The organism is Sphingobacterium sp. SRCM116780 (assembly GCF_021442025.1).
In the GTDB taxonomy this organism is placed as follows: Bacteria; Bacteroidota; Bacteroidia; order Sphingobacteriales; family Sphingobacteriaceae; genus Sphingobacterium.
Genome location: NZ_CP090446.1, coordinates 1730269 through 1749995 on the forward strand (window position 1 = coordinate 1730269; position 19727 = coordinate 1749995).

The 19727-nt window shown below is 35.9% G+C and carries 11 protein-coding genes; 8 read left to right on the forward strand and 3 right to left on the reverse strand.

Annotated features, from left to right (window positions below):
• Nucleotides 1-55: 55 nt before the first annotated feature.
• Entirely contained in the window at nucleotides 56-1327 is a 1272-nt protein-coding gene (locus LZQ00_RS07625; RefSeq protein WP_234514320.1) for an MFS transporter, read from the forward strand.
• A 1259-nt stretch (nucleotides 1328-2586) separates the two neighbouring features.
• Here the strand turns inward: LZQ00_RS07625 and LZQ00_RS07630 are convergent.
• Together LZQ00_RS07630 and LZQ00_RS07635 are read right to left on the reverse strand one after the other, a co-directional pair.
• Nucleotides 2587-2979 (reverse strand): hypothetical protein, encoded by a 393-nt coding sequence (locus LZQ00_RS07630; RefSeq protein ID WP_234514321.1) that lies wholly within the window; start codon nucleotides 2977-2979, stop codon nucleotides 2587-2589.
• A 366-nt stretch (nucleotides 2980-3345) separates the two neighbouring features.
• Nucleotides 3346-4338, reverse strand: coding sequence for a hypothetical protein (locus tag LZQ00_RS07635; RefSeq protein ID WP_234514323.1), 993 nt, complete (start codon nucleotides 4336-4338; stop codon nucleotides 3346-3348).
• A 547-nt stretch (nucleotides 4339-4885) separates the two neighbouring features.
• Here LZQ00_RS07635 and LZQ00_RS07640 point away from each other — a divergent pair.
• The 6 genes from LZQ00_RS07640 (at nucleotide 4886) to LZQ00_RS07665 (ending at nucleotide 17074) form a co-directional block, all read left to right on the forward strand.
• A complete protein-coding gene (locus tag LZQ00_RS07640) occupies nucleotides 4886-6670 on the forward strand; it encodes a sensor histidine kinase (RefSeq protein WP_234514325.1) in 1785 nt (594 codons plus the stop codon).
• Between the two features lie 7 nt (nucleotides 6671-6677).
• The gene (locus LZQ00_RS07645; RefSeq protein WP_234514335.1) at nucleotides 6678-7766 is read left to right on the forward strand and encodes an adenylate/guanylate cyclase domain-containing response regulator; all 1089 of its coding nucleotides are present in this window, start codon (nucleotides 6678-6680) and stop codon (nucleotides 7764-7766) included.
• Nucleotides 7767-8552: 786 nt separating this feature from the next.
• Entirely contained in the window at nucleotides 8553-9212 is a 660-nt protein-coding gene (locus LZQ00_RS07650; RefSeq protein ID WP_234514337.1) for a toxin-antitoxin system YwqK family antitoxin, read from the forward strand.
• 756 nt (nucleotides 9213-9968) lie between these two features.
• On the forward strand, nucleotides 9969-13106 hold the full coding sequence (locus LZQ00_RS07655) for a GH92 family glycosyl hydrolase (RefSeq protein ID WP_234514339.1): 3138 nt from the start codon (nucleotides 9969-9971) through the stop codon (nucleotides 13104-13106).
• A 38-nt stretch (nucleotides 13107-13144) separates the two neighbouring features.
• Nucleotides 13145-15475 carry a GH92 family glycosyl hydrolase gene (locus LZQ00_RS07660; protein WP_234514340.1) on the forward strand — a complete coding sequence of 777 codons (2331 nt, stop codon included), beginning with the start codon at nucleotides 13145-13147 and terminating at the stop codon, nucleotides 15473-15475.
• 18 nt (nucleotides 15476-15493) lie between these two features.
• Complete coding sequence (locus LZQ00_RS07665; protein ID WP_234514342.1) at nucleotides 15494-17074, forward strand: sulfatase; 1581 nt, start codon at nucleotides 15494-15496, stop codon at nucleotides 17072-17074.
• A 23-nt stretch (nucleotides 17075-17097) separates the two neighbouring features.
• Here LZQ00_RS07665 and LZQ00_RS07670 read toward each other — a convergent pair whose 3' ends face one another.
• Nucleotides 17098-17835 carry a GntR family transcriptional regulator gene (locus LZQ00_RS07670; RefSeq protein ID WP_234514344.1) on the reverse strand — a complete coding sequence of 246 codons (738 nt, stop codon included), beginning with the start codon at nucleotides 17833-17835 and terminating at the stop codon, nucleotides 17098-17100.
• Between the two features lie 139 nt (nucleotides 17836-17974).
• Between LZQ00_RS07670 and LZQ00_RS07675 the strand changes: the two genes are divergently transcribed.
• A complete protein-coding gene (locus LZQ00_RS07675) occupies nucleotides 17975-19723 on the forward strand; it encodes a class I mannose-6-phosphate isomerase (protein ID WP_234514346.1) in 1749 nt (582 codons plus the stop codon).
• Nucleotides 19724-19727: the final 4 nt, after the last annotated feature.

Here is a 19727-nt window from a genome sequence, read left to right on the forward strand (position 1 = left end):
ACAGGTAGTGTCCTTTATCGTTTTGATCAATAAATGAATACACAAAAAATTTAAAATGAACAATAGTGAAGTGCGGTTAGAACCCAAACAGCAAGAACAAAAAAATGTAGAACAAAAAATAAATCCCTATACAGTCAAGGATAAACCTTTGTTAACGCGTTCTACTTTATGGCTTATGACGATTACCACTGGTGTTGTCGTTGGTAATAATTACTACAATCAACCATTATTAGGATTAATGGCCAAAGATTTTAGGGTTACAGAATCTCAGATTAGTATTATAGCGATGCTGACACAGATTGGATTTGCACTTGGTTTGCTATTCATCGTTCCATTAGGAGATATGATGCGCAGGAAAAAGCTAATATTGGTAACATTTTCCTTTATGACCATTTCCCTTATAGCTATGACAATCGCTCCCAATTTAGGATTCCTCTGTGTTGCAAGCTTTCTGGTAGGATTTACATCCGTAGCACCACAAATGTTTGTTCCTATGGCAGCAGAAATGGCAACGCCCCAAAAAAGAAACTCAGCGATTGGCATGGTGATGAGCGGGTTATTATTAGGAATCCTATTGTCCAGAGTTGTTTCCGGGTTTGTTGGAGAGATCTGGGGTTGGAAAATGATTTATTATATTGCAGCAGTTGCCATGATAACCCTGGCTGCACTTATCTTTATTAAGTTGCCAGACATTCATCCTTCCTTTAAAGGAAATTACAGCAAACTAATGAAGTCTCTCATTCATTTGACCGAAACACAGCCGGTATTGCGACTGGCTGCATTTCGCGGGGCATTAGGGTTTGCAGGATTCAGTGCTTTTTGGATAGCGCTCGTATTTCATTTGGAAGAAGCTCCTTTTCATGCAGGATCTTCAGTCGCCGGATTATTTGGTTTGGTAGGAGCTGTTGGAGCGCTTGCTGCGGCATTTGTAGGAAAAATAGCCACACGCGTTCCGCCTTTTAATATTGTATTAACAGCTACGATACTTTTATTGATAAGTTGGATGATATTATATTTTGGTGGCTATACCTACATTGGATTAGTTGTAGGCGTAATATTGCTCGACCTTGGATTGCAATCTATGCATATAATGAATCAATCGAGTTTTTTTGCTTTGAATCTGGGAGCTAACAACAGGTTAAATACGGTTTATATGTTCAGCTATTTTGTAGGTGGTTCTCTGGGAACTTTTTTGGCTTCTCAAGCGTGGAAATATTACCAATGGAATGGTGTAATCGGCATCGGAATCATTTGTACCTTATTGGTTTTGGGTGCGCATATCGTCTATGGCAAAAACGGTGGGGGCCATCATTTGAGCCATGGTTAAGGAACCAAATACCATATGCACATTGGCGTCAATTAAACCGGGTATTAAGGTTTTACCGTTACCATTGATTTTTACTGCATCTTTAACTGCATAAGAATAGTTTTAGATAGCGACCCAGCTATTGGTTTTGAAAATTATAAAGATGATGATTTCCAAAAGAAATATCAAACTGAAAAACTTAAGAAGAGAATTGAAGAGTTAGAAAAATTTTCAAAATTGAATGAATCTCTTTTGGGAAAATATAGAAAGGAGATGGTAACTTTAGAAATCAACTAATCATATACTTTTATTTGAGCATATTTTTCGTCATTATGAAATATTATCTTTTTAATTTATTCGCTTTGGAAGAATGTTGGACTTGAACAATGGAAGATTTGCAGGCTTTGGCAACATCTTCATCTGGTTGATTTTGAACATCTTTTAACTGGTTTAGCCGTCGCAAATCTTCTAACAAAGAGTTCGAGTTTTGTACCAGCGGGATCACAAAAGAAAAGCTAATCGCAAGATTAGCTTTTCTTGTTTAAGACAATTCGGATTCGAACAGAAGCGTTGGGATGGGTTCGATCTATGAGGCTCAGGTAAGTGATCCGATGTTATTCTGAATTGTTGCGGGGAATACTTTTAAGCATACAGTTTCATTACACGATATAGGAAGAATTTAGTTGAGCTGTAGTCGTAAAGCAGTGCATAAGTAGGGACTAAGCAGGGATAAAGCATATGCTAGGCGTTGTAAAAGCGTTTCTTCGAGAAGAACCATCATAACAGATGCTTAACACAGATAATCTGTAGGTTAAGCATGTTAAGTTGATACGTGTATACCTTGATGGCTATCTGTAGTGCGCATATAAGATGAATCTAGAACAACTGCCAGTCAACTGTTTTTTTAATAGGTTTCAGTTATTGTTCAGGTTGGTTCCGAAAGGGATTCAAAACTGACTTGACTACACTTTGATTGAGGAAAGAGTTTTACTTGCCTTGTTTTTGAAGATATATGGAATGGAGACCTGACAACTATCATAGGTCGGGTAAGACACAACTGTAGCTATAGCGTAGTATGTACGGATCAGTAACGAACATTGTTGGCACTTCTATGGACTTTAAAGGACTTGCATGGACTTCCAAGGACTTTTGATTGTAAGATACTGAAGGATTTAGCTGTCTGAAGATACAAAACCGGATCATACGGAATTGTTTTGGGGGATACTTTTAAGCATACAGTTTACGTATAACGCCAAACCTCTGTTAGCGGTAGTGCGGGTCTAAGTTATTCGGCCCCTTAGCTGGTTGAATTTATTATAACCATTTTTTTGAAGATTGTCCAAATCTAATAATACTCCCAATGTTGTATCTAATAATTGCCAATTATTTTTCTTACACAAGTCGGCGATAGAATAAAGTGCTATCTCGCCATACAAATGAAAAATAATACAATTTGTAATTTCTGTCAATTCATCAATAGAAAATTGAATTTCAAAAATATCTTTTCGTCTTATACAACACCAAAAATCGCTTATCTCTAAATCTGCAAATTGTTCTTTTATCAAGCCTAAGACAAAGTCCCACGTTCCTATGTCTTCTATTGTATTTTCGTCAATTTCGCTAACGTCTTTAAGATCTCTATTAAACTTGAATGCAATCACGTCCCAACTCATATTTGAAATAATTTTATGTCAACATATTGTTTCCTACAATATTAAGTTAATGCTATTTGCTTTTAAATTTTTAATCGTTGTTAGTGCATTGGATTAGGGTTGGGTATATTCTCTATTATACCAAGTAAACTGACTACTGTAAAAAAACAGGAACAGTCCCAATCAGCCCTGAACCCTCGCTGCTGCACGCGTATCTCGTGTGCATCATTAAAACCCAATTATAAATATTCAATATCAAGCAAACCTTTGCCATCACAATAATCTATTGAACTGCTATATTTCCAATGTCAAGCCTCATTTACAAAACCTGAGACTACTAGATTATTATGCAGGTAATCATAATGATTCTTTTCCTTTGTTTTCCATCTAATTTTCTTTAATGAAATACCATCCGTGGTGTACTTCTATAAGTACAAAATATTTGTTTTCCGGAAAAATATTTCTATCGATTTTAATATTATTTTCCTCCATTTCAATAATGTTTTCTACCTTTATTTTAAGAGTGTCCTTTACAATTGGCATATTGTAAAATGCAGTTCCTAACCAATAACCACCATTATGGGTTGATAAAATGTTCACATTTCTTTTTATGTGTTCTTCTTTTTTAAAATGAAAAGGTTTTCGTTCTTCCGAAAATTCAGGAATAACAACCAGTTCAGGTTTTGAATTATCACCAATGTTTTCGCCCGCTATTTTATTGCTGTGATAATCTAATTCATGTGGAAAATTTACTTTAATCACTTCATCGTTAATGACAAAAATATTGCTGGAATATGATGTTGAAAAAGATACATTTCTACGATAATTTGCTTGGTTATTAAGATTTTTGAGAAGTTTTATCAATTCAAAATTTTCTACTTTTTTGTCTAAAAAATCATAATATTCTTTAATCGGCTTATCTGGGTCTTTGTATTCAAAATTGAGTACATCTTCTTCATATCGCTTCAAGACATCGGCATCCATCGTCAAATCTTGGTTATACTCCTTGTCATATTTGCGTTTGGTTTTATCGCCTGTTTTTATCCAATTGGGGAAATAGCCGTCTTCTAAATAAATGAAGTGATTTTCGGGCTGTATATTGAAGATTACCGCTGAGGCATCTGGTACACTCAAGCTATCAATCAAATTGCCCTGCTGGTCGAATTTGTACAAAACCTCACGATAAGAGGCAATTATCTGCTTTTCATTTTTACTATTGACTGTGTTGAAATAAGCTCCAATAGATGTGATTTCAAAATTTTTCTGTACAGTTTTTTTTACACTTACATCGCTTTCAATATTGATATATGCTGATAAATCTTGTGCAGAACAATTAGTTATAAAAAGTCCTAATAAGGTTCCAAATAGTAATCTCATCATTGTTTTCTTCAATTTATTTGTATTTTTCGTAATACAATTTGAAATGTAAATGAAAAAAAAATACCAACCAAACATTTTTGGATTTTTTTAAAAATATCATGCTTGTTTTCCAAAATAATTGAACACAACCAAGCTGGAAAACTTCAAATCAATAACCCCTCACTGCTGCACGCGTATTGCGTGTACATCATAAAACCCAATTATAAATATTCAATATTAAGCAAACCTTTGCCATCACAATAATCTATTGAACTGCTATATTTCCAATGACAAGCCTCATTTACAAAATCTGAAACTACTGGGCATTATACTCCAACAATATAATCGAGCCCCAAATTTATTCTACTATAATTTAAACTTTATACCAAAATATCATTAAACAACGGCCTCACAAATACATCTGTGGTAAGGCAAATGTTAGTTCAATATAAATATAGAGATATAATAGTTGCAACCTAATGTCTTTTTTTGTTTTATAAAATAATGGGTAAATGTCAATTAAGATGTACTAATTTTCTTACATTTACTGAACTCTTAAGTAAGTACAATGGCAAGAAAAAAAAAGATCAGAATACTCTATTTTTCATCCTTTAGATCTAACAATTATATTCAAAGGCTTGTTAGAGAAATAATAGATAGCGGAACTCTACAAATCGAGATAGCTGTTCAGTCATCCAAAGATTTAGATAATCTGAAATCACAATCATTTGGAGCTCTATTGAAAAATATTGATTTGGTTTTGTCTGATCTTTCAGGTATTTCTTCCTCTGATTTTTTTGAGATCGGCATTGCAAGAGCGGTGGGTAAACCGATTGTGTTCATTTCTAAAGACTCAGATTTCGAAGATTTACCATTAGCAATAAAACAGAGCTATTTCTTGACTTATACCCGTCCTGAAGAATTAAAAACACAGTTACTGCAATTTTTAATTGAATTTGCTGAAAAACCAGAACGTTTTTCACCGAGAAATATAATTGGCCATCAAATTGATGCTCCAGTTGATGTTGACATTGAAAAAATTGGTCCAAGAGACTTCGAAAATCTTTGTTTTGAATTATTAGCACAATTGGGATATAAAAAACTCGAATGGCAATTTAAAGAGGATTTCATTGATGCAATAACCTCAATTAAAAAACGTGATCCAGACGGCTTTGAATATGAAGAGTTTTGGCTAATTGCATTTTCAGGAATAATACAAAATCAAAAGATGCTCGATATTGCATTGCATGATCCTGAATTCTTTCTTGAGCATATCCATAACAATCTATACAATGAAGAAATAAATAGACGTTTACGATACAATACCTACAGTCCCATAACTTTATTGATAGTTCTGCCCGAAAAAAACAAGTATGCTCAAAGGTTGATTAAGGAATTTCATGAACGAGAATTCAGACATTCTCGAAGAGGTAGATACAATTCGTTGAGAATTCGATTTTGGGACCAGGATACTATTACAAAGCTAGTTCAAAATAATTCATCCTTGGCTCGAAAATATTTTTCATCAGATTCTTTGACTCGTTCTGGTGTTAGGCTTTCCTATGAGGAGCTTTATAACCAAAATACGATTATAAACGAAGAATTAACAAAGAAAAATGCGATGCTTCTTGCAGAGAGACAAAAAATTGAAACACTAGAAAGAGACGCAGCATGGAAATTATTATCGTTTACAGCAGCACATAGGTTAGGTAATCCTATGGATGCCATAGATTCCGAATTGTCAAATCTGCGAAAAGCCCTGTCCGTAGGAAGAACTGACATGCTGCAGGACATCATCAAAAGTATGGAAATCCCAGTAGAGAGAGCAAAGTCTATTGTTTCGGAATTTAGAAACCTGTCGATCGCCCAAGAGATAAAGACAGAAAGAATAAACTATGAAAAGCTAAGAGAAATTCTGGTTTATTGTGCGAAAAAAGCGGTCGATAATGGCGTTAAGATTGACTATGATTTAGCTATTACTCCTGATATTCAGGTCGATGTCAAAAAGATAACTGATTGTTTCCAAGAAATTGTGAATAATTCGTTGCACTTCATTAAGGAAGAAAACAAATCTATCGAAATCTCAACTCATCTTTGCGCACAAACCGAATTACCTGAAGACCTTGACAAAACAAAAAGCTACATAAAAATATCCTTTTCAGATCACGGTTGTGGTATTCCATTAGATCGGAAAAAATCAATTTTTATACCCTTTGAGAGAAGCTATATACATGGAACTGGATTAGGATTAGCTTTCTGCGAAAATGCAATAGAGGCGCATGGAGGCAAAATTCAAGAGGTTGGAAAACCTGGCGAAGGAGCTATATTCGAAATTTTTCTTCCTTTAAAATAAACATTATATGGCAAAAATATTAATAGTAGATGACGAGAAGCCAAATGCAGATGCATATAAAAGAGCATTAGAGTTAGACTCTTCTTTATATGATATTAAAACGGCAGCAAACGAAAATGAGGCAGAAGAACTGATCTCAAACGAGGATTTTGATGTTATTATTACTGACCTTGCTATGATTGATGATCAAAGTGGGATGCGGGTGTTGAGTTGTTCAAAAGAAAAGCAACCTCTTACAATGGTCATAATGGTAACTGCTTATGCTGATAAAATGGATCGTTATGCGGCGTTTGAAAATGGTGCATTTGATTGCATTGCAAAATCAACTCCGGGTTTAAAAACAACCGACGAAATAATTGCAAAGACAAAAACAGCCTTGTTTTTTCGCGAGATGATTGAAAATCAAATCGAATCGCAGAAAAAAGTAACTGTATTAAAAAGATACTTTGACCCAAAAGTTTTTACGCAGTTAGAAAATAATGCTGATGTTCTTACATTAAAAAGTAGAACAATAACGATTGTTTTTTGGGATATAAGAGGCTTTTCAAAGGCATGTGAAATACTAAAAGCATTTCCCGAGGCCATTGCTAAATTTTTAAAAGACTATTTTGACCTCGCTTCTAAAATCATTTTTCAACATGGTGGTGTTTTAGATAAATTTATTGGTGATGGAATAATGGCTCTTTTTGGTTCATTAAAAGAGAGAGATTCTATTGAGGATGCCTCGTCCGCAGCCAAAGCAGCGATTGATTTGAAATTACAATTTGAGGTTTTGCTTGAGCAATGGATCAAAGAGTGGAATCTTTACACACCTGAAATCATAAAAATTGGTCTCGGATGTGGTATGCACACTGGAGAGTGTTTGGTTGGAAGTGTTGGCACTGAAATAAGAGATCAATACACTGCATTAGGGTCTGCTGTAAATCTAGCTGCGCGAATCGAATCAAGAACTCAGGACAAGCAAATTTTAGTATCATCAACATCGCATGCAAGACTTGTGAAATATTTCAATTTTGTGGATGCTGGTATTATTAATGATATAAAAAACATTCCAGGAGATTTTCAGATTTATGAACTAATCGAAGAAATAAAATAACCTTTGTCACCAAGCTAAATTAAAGATGTTGAGCCAAATGGTGACCCATTTTTAGGGATCGCTCTTACGCATTTTAAACGCACTTTTATAATACAAAACAGATTCCCAACGGGATCACCAAAGAAAAGCTAATTTTGCGATTAGCTTTTCTTGTTTAACGTAATCGGATTCGAACAGAGGAGTTGGGATGGGTTCGATCTATAAGAGACTCAGGTAAGTGTTTTGATATTTGGGGTCTGAACTAATTCCAGTAGGTTCATAAAATAAAAACAAAATATTGTAAATCAGATAGTTAAAATATTTTGTTTATTTTTACTATCAATATTACTGTCTACTTTGATATTCTTCCATTTTATTATATTGGAAAAAAATAACTCTATTTGAGAGAAAAAGACTTAAACTTAATTTTGGATTGAATTACTTTATTTTTATATTTAAAAAAACAAGTGGCAGTTAAATTTTTAGCATGCAACCCTAAGGGCTTTATGGAAAGATTACCTAAATTGGCTACGTTGTATTTAAGCTCTAAAAATGTACTTATCATGGTAATACAAAAAAAAATTATTAAATAACTTCAAATGAAAACAATAAGAATATAGAATTATTGTGACATTCTAAAAGGATCTATGTCAACAATATTATTTCTGATAATAGAAGTTTTCAGTCAATTAGGATGTATATTGCAACTATATCAATAGTTTTTAATAATCATCGGGTAAAATGGTGCTTTTCGTCTTCAATTTACGTCATTTGATAAACTTCCTCAATAGTCTAAAAATATAAAAGATGATAAAAATAATGACTCTTTCCCTTTTTCTTTTTTTTTACAACTTTGCTTTTTCACAGACCGATCATAAATTATTTTTTGAAAACGGTAAAATAAAGGAGTATGGGAAGGTTGATAAAAAAGGAGATAAAATCGATGAGTGGAGAGAATATTATGATAATGACCAATTATTTTGCATTGGAAAATATAAAGATAGTGAAGCAACTGACGAATGGAAATACTACTATGAAACGGGCACCTTGGCCAAAATTGGTAAATATAAAAATGGAATTGCTATTGGAGAATGGAAATCTTTTCATAAGAATGGTTCTATAGAAAGTATAGGGTATTATAAATCTGGAAAGAAATTCGGGCAGTGGCAGTATTATTTTGAAAATGAAGACTATCCCAATGAAACTATTAAAGCAAATGGGTTATTAAAAGAAATTGGAGTTTATGACAATGATAATCGGGATGGAGAATGGAAATTCTATCATAAGAGTGGAAATCTTTATGCGATTATACAGTATGAAAATGATCATATCAAAGATGGTGAATATAAAATTTTTCATAGCAATGGTAAAATAGAAGGTGTTGGAAAATTTAAGAATGGTATCCTAACAGGATTATGGAAACATTATGATGAAGAGGGGAATTTTATAAAAAGTGAGAAACACTAACATCATATGTTTTTTTTGAAAAATTGAGACATTTCACTTTTTTGTCGAAAGCCATTGTATTTTTCATTTTCAATATTAAGTAAAGAATAAACACCTTTTTTCAATTAGTGCTGAATTAAAATTCAGGCTTTCTAACTTACCATCATCTCAAATATAGGACTTGATTATCGCTAGCTACTTTGTCAGATAAATGATGACCATATTTATGTAGTATTTTCTGAAAAAAGGCATCTATGGAATTATCTAAAAAATTTCTAATTGTGCAATTCTTATCATGCATTGCTCTCCTTCCATCTGAAGTGTATGCAGCGAATTCATACAATCATATCTTGCAACTTGAAACCACAATAGCTTCAAAAATTACCGAGATTACGTCTCTGAATACATCTAAATTACCAGCGTCTCAAAACTCATTGACTGTTTTATTTATATTTTTCATTATACAAGATTAGGTTCACATAATTGTCTGTTTAGTTTTCATTGACCAAAAGTTATTGATTTCAAAATCGATCAGAGGTTCGATACTTTAATATTACAATTCAGATCTACTTGTTTATTCAGAATAACATTAATTTGTATTGGATAATTCAGCTGGATCTTATAAGGCCGCTTTTAACAATTCCTTACCTACACTTTAAATTTGACTATCATCAATTAAGTTCGTATTTTTTTTGTTGGAGTATTTGCATTATTAAAATTTTCAATATACATTTGAACATATTCTAAATGTTCATACATTAAAAATAATCATCAATTATGACTTATAAACCGATTTTACTCTTTTTCTTGCTCAACTTGTCTTTTGTCTGCAATGGTAAAGCAGAACACATTATCTGGCAATTAGGTGAAAATAACAACAATGCTAGAGAATTTTCCTTAGCTCCAAACGAGTATAAACGCTTTTTGGAAAAAGATTTTGGTTATGAAGATCGCTATTTCCTATTGGGTCATTCTCAAATCAACCAAGATTTTCCCTATGTACTACCTGGGCCATCGGATTCTTGGGGTGGTACTGGACCAACATCAGGTTGGCGTACACACGATGTTAATGTACTTTTTGGACTTGGCAAGGTAGCCAAAAATAAAAAATGGAAGCTAGTATTAGACTTGGTAGATAATCATAAGCAACAAACTGTGGTTAAATTGTCCATAAATAATAAAAGTAAGACATTTAGATTATCCAATAACGGGTCAGAAGAATCTTTAACTGGAAACACTTCTAATGCCAAGGAATCCATATTGGAATTGGAATTAACCAGCGCCGATCTTAAAGAAGGAGGCAATACAGTGAGTATCTCTGTACTAGAGGGATCTTGGATTATATTCGATCAATTAAAGCTAGAAGGACCAGATGGAACAAAATTGCTTGAGCATGATCAGGTTTTCATCCGTCAGGTGTCAACAGCTGATTATGAAATACAACAACATGATAAAAGATATCAACCCCTACTATTGGATGTTGAACATCTGGAAAAGAATCCTGAATTAAGTGTACTTCTGGATGACAAAGAGATTTTCAGTTCTAAACTGGACACAGGACGCTATATTTTTGAGGCTTTGATGCCTGCAGTATCAAAGGATAGAAAAAGCAAATATAAAGTTCTGGTTAATGGTAAAGTCGAACAGGAAGGCATTGTCTGGAGAAGTAAAAAGAGACAACAAACTTTGGCCAACTATGTAGATACCAAAACTGGTACAGCTCACTCCCGCTGGATGATTGCCCCTGGTCCTTGGATGCCTTTTAGTATGGTAAAAATTAGTCCTGATAACCAAAATGCGGGTTGGCAAGCAGGATATCAACCTACTTTTGAATCGGTAGGTACATTTAGCCATATTCACGAATGGACGATGGGAGGACTTGGATTAATGCCAGTAAATGGACCTCTAAAAACTAAAATCGGTGATGAAAAAGACAACAGTAAGTCTGGATATAGATCGGCGATTGACAAGTCTACCGAGCGTGCGCAGATCGGTAAATATGAGGTCTTACTAACTGATTATAATATTAAAGCAGAGATGACTGCTACAACGAGGGCTAGCTTTTCTCGCTATACCTTTCCAAAAGATAAAGATGGTAGAGTAATGATCGATATGCACATCAATGCGGAATACGACTATCAGCTACTCGATGTTAAAATAAATAAAGTCAGTGACTATCGTATTGAAGGCAGTAGTCATCAGCTATCTCCCCGACCTCATGTGTGGAGCAATGATGCGGATCAAAACTATGTGGTGAATTTTGTCATTGAGTTCGACCAGCCTATCAAAAATGTAGGAGGATGGGTTAATAATGATGTAAAACAAGGTATATCGACCATCAGCGGTAAAAATCTTAAAGATGCCGGAATGTTTGTTGAGTTCGAAACCTCGGATCATGCTGTCGTACAAGCGCGAACAGGAATATCTATGGTATCGATTGAAAACGCCGCTGAAAATTTAAAAAAGGAAATTACAGACCCATTTGGATGGAACTTTGAAAATGTTGAAGCAAATCAAATAGCTGTTTGGAATGGTTACTTAGACCGCATCAAGATACAGAGCAACGATAGAAATGAAAAAATAAGATTCTACAACAACATGTATCGATCGATCTGTAGTAGAAACACTTGGAGCGATATTAATGGAGACTGGGTTGGACCTGATAATACGAAGCATACGTTACAAAATCCTGAACATCGGGCATTAGGTTGTGACGCCTTTTGGAATACGTTTTGGAACTTAAATCAATTTTGGAATCTGGTAATACCTGAGTGGTCGTCACGTTGGGTCAATTCCCAATTGGCGATGTATGACGCAAACGGTTGGCTGGCTAAAGGCCCTGCTGGAATGAAATATATTCCAGTTATGGTAGCGGAACATGAAATACCATTGATTGTAAGTGCTTATCAAATGGGGATCCGTGACTTTGATAGCGAGAAGGCTTTTGAAGCAGCAAATAAGATGCAAACGACTCCTGCGCAACCGGTAGCAGGTGGATTTGCTGGTAACAGGGATTTAAAAGCGTACCTAAAATATGGATATGTACCTACAGATAAGGGAAGGTTTTCTAATACGTTAGAATATGCTTACGATGATTGGACAGTATCTCAATTCGCAAAATCTCTAGGTAAAGACAAAGCGTATGCCATCTATAGTGATCGCGGAAATTGGTGGAAGAATGCCATGGATAGGGAAACGGGCTATGCACGACTTAAAAATAGCGAAGGAAAGTTTGAAACACCTTTTGATCCTTTCCGCTCTGGTAAAAACGAACACTATGTGGAGGGAAATGCTTGGCAGCTGACTTACTTCGTACCTCAGGATGTCAAGGGATTGGCTGATTATATTGGAAAAGATAAATTTTTAGAACGTTTGGAGTGGGGATTTAAAGTAAGTGAACCTTGGCGATATAATGCCCCTAACGATCAATATTGGGATTTTCCAGTCGTACAGGGTAATCAACAATCGATGCATTTTGCATTTCTTTTCAACTGGGTTGGCAAACCATGGCTTACACAAAAGTGGTCGCGTTCTATCGTAGATCGTTACTATGGTAGTGGTCAAGCGAATGCCTATCTTGGAGATGAAGATCAAGGTCAAATGAGTGCTTGGTTTATCATGGCTTCATTAGGTTTATTTCAGACTGATGGTGGAGCTAGTGTAGACCCTATTTACGAAATCGGTAGCCCTATGTTTGAAAATATTGAAATCGATCTCGGTAACAGATACAATAGAGGTGGAAAATTCGTCATCAACGCAAAAAATGCATCCCGTAAAAATGTGTATGTACAACAGGCAACCTTAAACGGCACCCCTCTTAAGAGCTTTAAATTCTCAGCAAAGGAACTACTCAAAGGAGGGAATCTTGTGTTGGAAATGGGCGCAACACCGAACATGAATTGGGGTGTAGAATAGTAATGAAATATCCTGATTACCTTAAATAAAGTGAAAATATGAAAAAGAAATTGCTTTCTATATTATTTCTAACGATTGGATTATCAGGATTTTCCATTCAAAATTCTTCTGCACAAAATTGGACAACCTATGTAAAGACAGATATAGGGACTGCACACTCGAGGTGGTTTCACTTTGCACCAGCATCTGTTCCTTTTGGAATGGCAAAAGCAGGTCCTTCTACCAATGGACACTATGGAAATGCTGGAGGTTGGCAGGCTGTGGGGTATGATCCTCATCACAATTCTATAGAGGGTTTTCCAAATTTTCATGAATTTCAAATCGGCGGCATAGTGTTCGCTCCTACTACTGGCGAATTGGTAACATATCCAGGAAAACTGGAAACACCAGATGATGGATATCGATCTTTATTTGACAAGAAGGACGAAGTGTCTCAACCAGGTTATTATGCGGTGTACTTGAAAAAACATCAAGTAAGGGCTGAATTGACAGCAACTAAACGGGTAGCTTTCCATCGCTACACTTTTCCACGATCTAAACAATCGCATATTCTATTTGATATTGGAAATAGACAGGGAGAAAGCGGCCCTGTACTAAACGCTCATGTCGAGTATGATGGCAATTACAGAATCGAAGGGTATGTGATCACGAATCCTGTTTATGTGGATATTTATCAAAAAGGAGCAGATGTAAAGATGTATTTTTCTGCTGTGATCGATAAAAAACCGAGCTCATGGGGAACCTTTAAAGGGAAAGTTAAAAATCAGGGAAAGTCTACTGAAGATGGTGTGGGAGCCGGTTTATACCTAACTTTCAATACAGACGATCAAGAAATGATATCGGTCAAAGCAGGTTTATCGTATACTTCGGTAGAAAATGCCCGAAAAAACTTAAGTCAGGAAGCTGATGGAATTTCTTTCGATCAGGCTAAAACCCTCGCTTCGCAAGAATGGAATGGTATGCTCGGACGTATACAGGTAGAGGGTGGCAAACATGATGACAAGATAAAATTTTATACCGGGCTTTATCACGCGCTATTAGGGCGAGGTCTGGCGAGTGATTGTAATGGTGCATATCCAAAAAATGATGGTAGTATCGGCTATATTCCTACGGACAGGAACAATGTTCCTAAACACCAACATTATAATACGGACGCTATATGGGGAGCGTTCTGGAACCTGACACAATTATGGTCTTTGGTATATCCTGAATACTATAATGACTGGATCAACAGTCAGCTCCTTGTATACAAGGATGCGGGATGGCTTGGTGATGGGATTGCAGCGAGCAGATATGTATCTGGTGTAGGTACAAATTTTACTAGCCTGGCAATTGCTGCGGCTCATAATGTTGGGATTAGAGATTTTGATGTTCCATTAGCGTATCAGGCAGCCTTAAAAAATGAGTTGGACGGTAATAATCGTCTAGCGGGAGCAGGTAAACTTGATGTTACCCAATTCGTAAATAAAGGATACTCTCCTTATTCAGAAAAGCTTCGTATGCAAACGACATCAGAAGGATCAGGATTTGCGGCTTCTCACACATTAGAATATGCGTTCAGCAGCTATGCGGTTGCTAATTTTGCAAAGACGTTAGGCAAAAAAGATGATTATAGAAAGTTAAAAAAACTGGCTAATGGATGGCGCTTTCTTTATGATGATCATTTGGACTTGATCCGACCAAAAGATAGTAACGGGGTATTTATCGATCAATTTAAACCCCAGGAACCGTGGCGAGGATTTCAAGAAGGGAACGCTATACAATATACCTTTTATGTGCCCCATCATATTGAGCAATTGATCAATAGAATGGGTAAAAAGAAATTTGTAAATCGCTTAGATAGTATTATGCTTTTATCTGAAGCGGACTATTTTGGAGGAGGCACTACACTCGATGCCTTCTCAGGGCTTCAAGCAGTTTATAATCATGGAAATCAGCCAAATCTACATGCATCCTGGCTTTTTAACTTTGCAGGTAGACCTGACTTAACCCAAAAATGGGTTAGAGCTATATGTGACAAATTCTATGGTGTATCCGATGTACATGGTTATGGATTCGGTCAAGATGAAGATCAAGGCCAATTGGGTGCCTGGTATGTCATGGCTGCAATGGGTATTTTTGATGTTAAAGGACTGACAGCAGAAACACCTACATTTCAATTTAGCACCCCTTTGTTCAATAAAATCAGTATAACACTAAACCCTGATTACTATTCCGGAAAGAAAATAGACATACTCACAGAAAAGAAAAGTGACGATGCTATCTATATTCAATCCACTTACTTCAACAACAAACGGGTAAAAGGGATCGAGATCAGATTTGATGATCTTGTCAAGGGAGGAGAATTAAAGTTTATCACTAAAAAATAACTTTAAACTAAAGGAGATATGAGAAATAACTTCTTATTGCTGTTGTTTTCTAGCTTGTTTATTAACACTCAAATCGCTGATGCGCAAACAAAAGTAAAGAAATCCAAAAAGCCAAATATCATTTGGATCATGTCGGATGACCATTCCTTTCAGACAATCAGTGCCTATGGGCATCCTATCTCGCAACTTGCACCAACACCTAATATAGACCGAATAGCAGAAAAGGGAGTCGTATTTGATCAAGCATTTGTGGAGAACTCTATATGTACACCAAGTAGGGCCACATTACTTACTGGTATGTATAGTAAAAATCATGGACAAACTCATTTTGGCTATGGTCTAGATAGCAGCAAAATGTTCTATTCAGAATATTTACAAAAAGCTGGTTATCACACAGCTGTATTCGGAAAATGGCATCTCCCTGTAGAACCGAAAGGGTTTACATACTATGATATTTTTGAAGATCAAGGAGATTATTATAATCCGACATTTAGAAACTCATCTACAAATGGCAAGTATATCCAAGAAAAAGGCTATGCGACAACATTAGTTACAGATCATGCACTTGCCTGGTTAGATAAAGAAAAAGACAAGGAAGAACCTTTCTGTCTTGTCATATTACACAAAGCTCCTCATCGCAATTGGATGCCCGATCTCAAATACTTAAATGCGTATGAAGACGTAACATTTCCAGAACCCCCTACTCTGTTTGACGATTACAAAACCCGTGGTGAACAGATGAAAGTCCATGAGTTGAGTGTTGCTAATCATTTGGGCTACGCGTTTGATTTAAAAGTAGAAGCGCTGAAGGATGTACCCACCCAGGATTATATTAGAGATAGCTGGCCATTGGCGATGAATAGACTCGATGGAGAACAACGTGCTATATGGGATAAAGCTTATGAAAACATTCATCGCGATTTTTTACTAAATAAACCTACAGGCAAAGAGCTAGTCAGTTGGAAATACCAACGCTACATTCGGGATTATTGCAAAACGGTTAAATCTGTTGATGAGGAAGTAGGTCGTATATTAAATTACTTAAAGCAAAATGGTCTTGAGGATAACACAATGATTGTTTACACTTCAGATCAAGGTTTTTTCATGGGAGAACATGGACTTTATGATAAACGATTTATGTATGAAGAGAGCTTCAGAACACCCTTGATCATGTCCTACCCTAGTCAAATTGAAGGCGGATGGCGTAGTGATAAACTGGTACAAAATATTGACTTTGCCCCTACAATACTTGATGTAGCCGGTGTAGCGATCCCAAAAGATATGGATGGAAAATCACTTATACCTATATTAAAGAAAGATAAAAACCTGAAGTGGAGAGATATGCTGTATTACGCTTATTACGACTATCCCGCTGTGGGTGCTGTACGTCCGCACTATGGCGTGAGAACCGATCGTTATAAATTAATACATTGGAAAAATATAGATCCCAAAACTAAACTATCCGAATTTGATCATTGGGAATTTTATGATCTGAAAAAAGATCCACAGGAAACTAATAATGTATATAACAAGCCAAGTTATGGTAAGATCATAAAAACACTAAAAGAACAGATAAAACCTTTTGAGAAAAGTATGTAAACGATATCCTTATACCATTGAAGCTATCGCTCAGCTTCAATAGTATAAGTGAAACTATCTGCACGATAATAGCCAATATTGTATTCGACAGGATTTCCTTTATCATCATATACAAATCTCTTTCGTACCAAAATAGGGTCACTAGCTTTGATTTCGAGCTTTTGTGCCACAAGATCGCCTGCTAAACGTGCATAAACCTCTTCTTTCGAAGTCTTCACAACTACACCAAAATCTTTCTCCAAAATCTCATACAATGGACGATTGAAATTTTCATCGGACGATAAGGGTATACTAGGATTAAAATAAGAAACAAAATATACAAATGGATAGTTGGTATTGCCCCTAACACGTTCCATCAGCAAACATTTGCTGCTCCCTTTTTCTTCCAGCATAAAAAAATTAGATATTTCCGCAGGAGCATCACTATAGCGAATGTAGAGTTCAAAGTTCTTGACCTCTATCCCTAACATTTTCATTTCCTGAGAGAAACTTAACCAATTTTTGACACCTCCGACAATACCTTTCCGTACAACCTTAGTTCCATGGCCCCTCTTCCGTAATAGCGAACCTTCATATACCAACTTATTGATAGCTTGTCTCAATGTATTCCTTGAAATGTTCAACATTTTTGCTAACTCAACTTCGGTAGGTAGTAGCTTCCCACTTTTATACTCTTCTTTTTCGATCAATTGTCGAAGATATGCTTCTGCCTGAATATGAAGAGGATCTAACTCTTTTTTATCAACTGAATTGTTTTCCATGTACACGAATGATATTAAATAACAGACATTTTTTGATAAAAGTATGAAATAAATAATATTTATTCAAAAACAGTTTGAGAAGTTGAAATAAATTATATATTTGCACATACTAACTTTGTTCATACATTAAAATTATAAAATGAATTATCAAAATAGAAGTTCAAATTATGACAAGCATCCTGCTACATCTATATCTGGTCAGATACATCTAGGTTGGAACAAAATCTGCGATATTTTAGCTCCTCTACTCAAAACCAATCAACTATTGGCTTTGGATATGTATGTAGGCGTATATGAAACGGAAATAGCTGATGCTCTGCAAGCATTACAACCAGATACTGTCATTTTTACCCATGATCTACTAAAAACAGAAGCAGAAATTCTGAAAATGACAGCTTCATACGTAACAGAAGATACGTTATTTGGTTATGTGACACCGCTAAGGCTTGTAGACTACTTTGACCAAACATTATTGGCTGCTGCTCAAGAACAACTTAAACATACTGAAGGAACAATCTTAGTGCTAGGAACAGGTGCTTCTTTACTTGCTCCTGATAATGCAACATTGGTTTATGCAGATCTAGCCCGTTGGGAACATCAACTTCGAATGCGCAAAGGTAACGTCCACGCGATAGGAATTGACAACAGCAAGGAGCCTTTCGAAAGTCAGCACAAAAGATGTTACTTCAATGATTGGTTAATTTGTGACGCTCACAAAGAATCACTATTCGATCGAATAGCTTATTGGCTAGATACACATATAGAAGGTTCACCTAAACTGATAGACAAAGAAACCTTTATGCGTGGCATTGATGCAACAGTAAATCGTCCTTTTCGCGTGGTACCTTTCTTTGCTCCTGCTCCATGGGGAGGACAATGGATGAAGGATGTCTGCGACCTTGATAGAGAGATCATCAATTATGGTTGGTGTTTTGACTGTGTCCCTGAGGAAAATAGCCTCTTGTTTTCAATAGAAGGAACTACCTTTGAACTTCCGTCTCTTAATCTGGTGTTACTACGTGCCAAAGCCTTGTTGGGCGGACCTGTAGAATCCCGTTTTGGGAAAGATTTTCCAATCCGATTTGACTTTCTGGACACAGTCGGTGGTGGATACCTAAGTTTTCAAGTACACCCTACCACGCACTATATACAAAAGCATTTCGGAATGAATTATACCCAGGACGAAAGTTATTATATCCTAGATGCGCAAGAAGGTGCCACAGTCTACTTAGGACTTAAAAATGGTGTGGACAAGGAGCAGATGTCTCAGGATCTCCGAGATGCTCAGAATAATGTCAAACCATTCGATGCAGAAAAATATTCCAATAAAATAGCAGCAAAAAAACACGATCATTTTTTAATTCCAGCAGGGACGGTACATTGCTCAGGTCCAGAAGCTTTGGTCTTAGAAATAAGTGCAACACCTAATCATTTTACTTTTAAAATGTGGGATTGGGGAAGACTAGGATTGGATGGAAAACCACGTCCAATTAATGTAGAACGGGGTCTAAAAGTAATAAACTGGGAAAGGGATTACGATTACACCATGCAAAACCTCGTTAATACGATTGAGCCTATGGCTACTGGTGAGGGATGGGAAGAAGAAAGAACAGGGCTTCATAACCATCAATTTATTGAAACCAGAAGGCACCGGTTTAGCAAAACAGTTATTCACGAGACCGAAGAAAGTGTAAATGTTCTGAATCTAGTAGCAGGCGAAGAAGCAATAGTGGAAAGCTTAGACGCTAGCTTCGAATCTTTTATTGTGCATTATGCTGAAACATTTATTATCCCTGCGCACCTTGGAAAATACAGCATAAGACCTTATGGAAAATCAGAAGGAAAAGAATGCATGACAATAAAAGCATATGTCCGTTTCAAAGCATAGATTT

What these genes read in the sequence shown, in the direction of transcription:
- LZQ00_RS07625 (WP_234514320.1), top strand. Translation starts at nt 56, where the DNA reads ATGAACAATAGTGAAGTGCGGTTAGAACCCAAACAGCAAGAACAAAAA.
- LZQ00_RS07630 (WP_234514321.1), bottom strand. Translation starts at nt 2,979, where the DNA reads ATGAGTTGGGACGTGATTGCATTCAAGTTTAATAGAGATCTTAAAGAC.
- LZQ00_RS07635 (WP_234514323.1), bottom strand. Translation starts at nt 4,338, where the DNA reads ATGATGAGATTACTATTTGGAACCTTATTAGGACTTTTTATAACTAAT.
- LZQ00_RS07640 (WP_234514325.1), top strand. Translation starts at nt 4,886, where the DNA reads ATGGCAAGAAAAAAAAAGATCAGAATACTCTATTTTTCATCCTTTAGA.
- LZQ00_RS07645 (WP_234514335.1), top strand. Translation starts at nt 6,678, where the DNA reads ATGGCAAAAATATTAATAGTAGATGACGAGAAGCCAAATGCAGATGCA.
- LZQ00_RS07650 (WP_234514337.1), top strand. Translation starts at nt 8,553, where the DNA reads ATGATAAAAATAATGACTCTTTCCCTTTTTCTTTTTTTTTACAACTTT.
- LZQ00_RS07655 (WP_234514339.1), top strand. Translation starts at nt 9,969, where the DNA reads ATGACTTATAAACCGATTTTACTCTTTTTCTTGCTCAACTTGTCTTTT.
- LZQ00_RS07660 (WP_234514340.1), top strand. Translation starts at nt 13,145, where the DNA reads ATGAAAAAGAAATTGCTTTCTATATTATTTCTAACGATTGGATTATCA.
- LZQ00_RS07665 (WP_234514342.1), top strand. Translation starts at nt 15,494, where the DNA reads ATGAGAAATAACTTCTTATTGCTGTTGTTTTCTAGCTTGTTTATTAAC.
- LZQ00_RS07670 (WP_234514344.1), bottom strand. Translation starts at nt 17,835, where the DNA reads ATGGAAAACAATTCAGTTGATAAAAAAGAGTTAGATCCTCTTCATATT.
- LZQ00_RS07675 (WP_234514346.1), top strand. Translation starts at nt 17,975, where the DNA reads ATGAATTATCAAAATAGAAGTTCAAATTATGACAAGCATCCTGCTACA.